2 protein-coding genes are annotated in these 1,954 nt (G+C 77.2%); both read right to left on the bottom strand.

Going from position 1 to position 1,954, the window contains the following annotated elements; all coding sequences use genetic code 11:
* Positions 1 to 639: FAD-dependent oxidoreductase (locus DVA66_RS19835; protein WP_198671983.1), on the bottom strand; the 639-nt coding region annotated here is incomplete at its 3' end.
* On the bottom strand, positions 636 to 1,954 hold a 1,319-nt coding region (locus DVA66_RS19830; RefSeq protein WP_157974169.1), incomplete at its 5' end, for a molybdopterin oxidoreductase family protein. The genes DVA66_RS19835 and DVA66_RS19830, both read right to left, overlap by 4 nt.

Raw genomic sequence — 1,954 nt, 5'->3', positions numbered from 1 at the left:
GGCGGTCTGCACGCGGGACGCCCGCACCCCCACCCGGTGCCCGATGCCGAGCCCGGCCAGCGCCCGGGCCAGCACGCCACCGGCGGGCTGGTCGAGCTGGCGGTCCATCAGGGCGGCGGAGGGGTGCACGACGGTGACCGCCAGCCCGCGCCGGGACAGCGCGACCGCGGTCTCCACGCCGAGGACGCCGGCGCCGAGCACCACGGCCCGGCGCGCGTTGAGGGTGGCGGCGACGATCTCGCGGGCGTCGTCGACGGTGCGCAGCGCGTGCACGCCTCCCGGCCAGGGCGACAGCCCCGCCAGGTCGGGCACCCGGGCGGCCGCGCCGGTGGCGAGCACGAGGAAGTCGTAGCGGTGCCGGGCGCCGTCGGCGGTGCGCACCGAGCGGTCGTCCCGGTCGACGGCGCTCACCACGGTGCCGGCGTGCACGGCGACCTGCTCCGAGCGGGGCCGGGGGAGCGTGATCCCGGCCAGCTCGTAGCGTCCGGCCACCACCTGGCTGAGCAGCACCCGGTTGTAGGGCTGGGCCGACTCGGCGCCGAGCACGGTGACGGCGAACCGGCCGCCGTCGCCGTCGGTGAGCTCGTCGGCGAAGCGCGAACCGACCATCCCGTTGCCGACCACCACCACGCGGGTCATCGTGTCCTCCTCCCCGCGGCGGGCCCGGTGGCCGCCAGCGGCTCCGCGGGCTCGGCGACGACGTCGACCGAGCAGTTCTTGAACTCCGGCATCTGCGAGACCGGGTCGACCGCGTCGTTGGTGATCCGGTTGATGCTGCCCGCGCCGGGGAAGTGGAACGGGACGAAGACCGTGTCGGTGCGGACGTCCGTGCTCAGCCGGGCCCGCACCCGCACCTCGCCACGGTCGTTGCGCAGCCGCACCCAGGCGCCCTCGACCAGGCCGAGCCGGTCGGCCGTCACCGGGTGCAGCTCGACGAAGGCCTCCGGGGAGGCGGCGGCCAGCTCGGGCACCCGACGGGTCTGCGCACCGGACTGGTAGTGCTGCAGCACCCGGCCGGTGACCAGGTGCAGCGGACGCCCGGGGCCGGGCCGCTCGGCCGGACCGCGGTGCTCGACCGGCAGCAGCCGGGCCCGTCCGTCGGCGGTGGGGAACCGGTCGAGGAAGGGCCGCGGGGTGCCGGGGTGGTCGGGCTGGTCGGCGCCGGTGGCCGGGCACGGCCAGAACAGCGCCTCGCCGGTGTCGAGGCGGTGGTGGCTGATCCCGGAGTAGTCGGCCTTCCCGCCGGCGCTGGCCCGGGCCAGCTCGGAGAACACCTCGGCCGGCTCGGTGGACCAGGTGCCGGGGGCGTCCAGCCGCAGCGCCAGCCCGCGCAGCACCTCCAGCTCGCTGCGCACCCCGGGCGGCGGGTCCACCGCGCGGCGGCGGCGCAGCACCCGTCCCTCGAGCGAGGTCATGGTGCCCTCCTCCTCGGCCCACTGGGTCACCGGCAGCACCACGTCGGCCAGCCGGGTGGTCTCCGACGGGACGAAGTCGCACACCACCAGCAGGTCGAGCGAGCGCAGCCGGCGGGTGACCGAGTCGGCGTCGGGGGCGCTGATCCGCAGGTTGGAGCCGTGCACCAGCAGCGCCCGCGGCCCACCCGGGGTGCCGAGGGAGCGGAGCAGCTGCACCGCGGGCAGCCCCTTGCCCGGCAGGTCGTCGGGATCGACGCCCCAGACGGCGGCGACGTGCGCGCGGGCCGCCGGGTCGTCGACCATCCGGTAGCCGGGCAGCTGGTCGGCCTTCTGGCCGTGCTCGCGCCCGCCCTGGCCGTTGCCCTGCCCGGTGAGGGCTCCGAACCCGCTGCCGGGACGTCCGACCAGACCGAGCAGCAGCGCCAGGTTGATCGCGGCGGTCACCGTGTCGGTGCCCTGGCTGGACTGCTCAACCCCGCGGCCGGTGAGCACGTAGGCGCCGCGGCCGCCGGCGACCGGGGCGGCGTCGGCCAGCAGCG

It is taken from the genome of Desertihabitans aurantiacus (assembly GCF_003344635.1).
GTDB lineage: Bacteria > Actinomycetota > Actinomycetes > Propionibacteriales > Propionibacteriaceae > Desertihabitans > Desertihabitans aurantiacus.
This window is presented reverse-complemented; position numbering and strand designations above follow the sequence as displayed.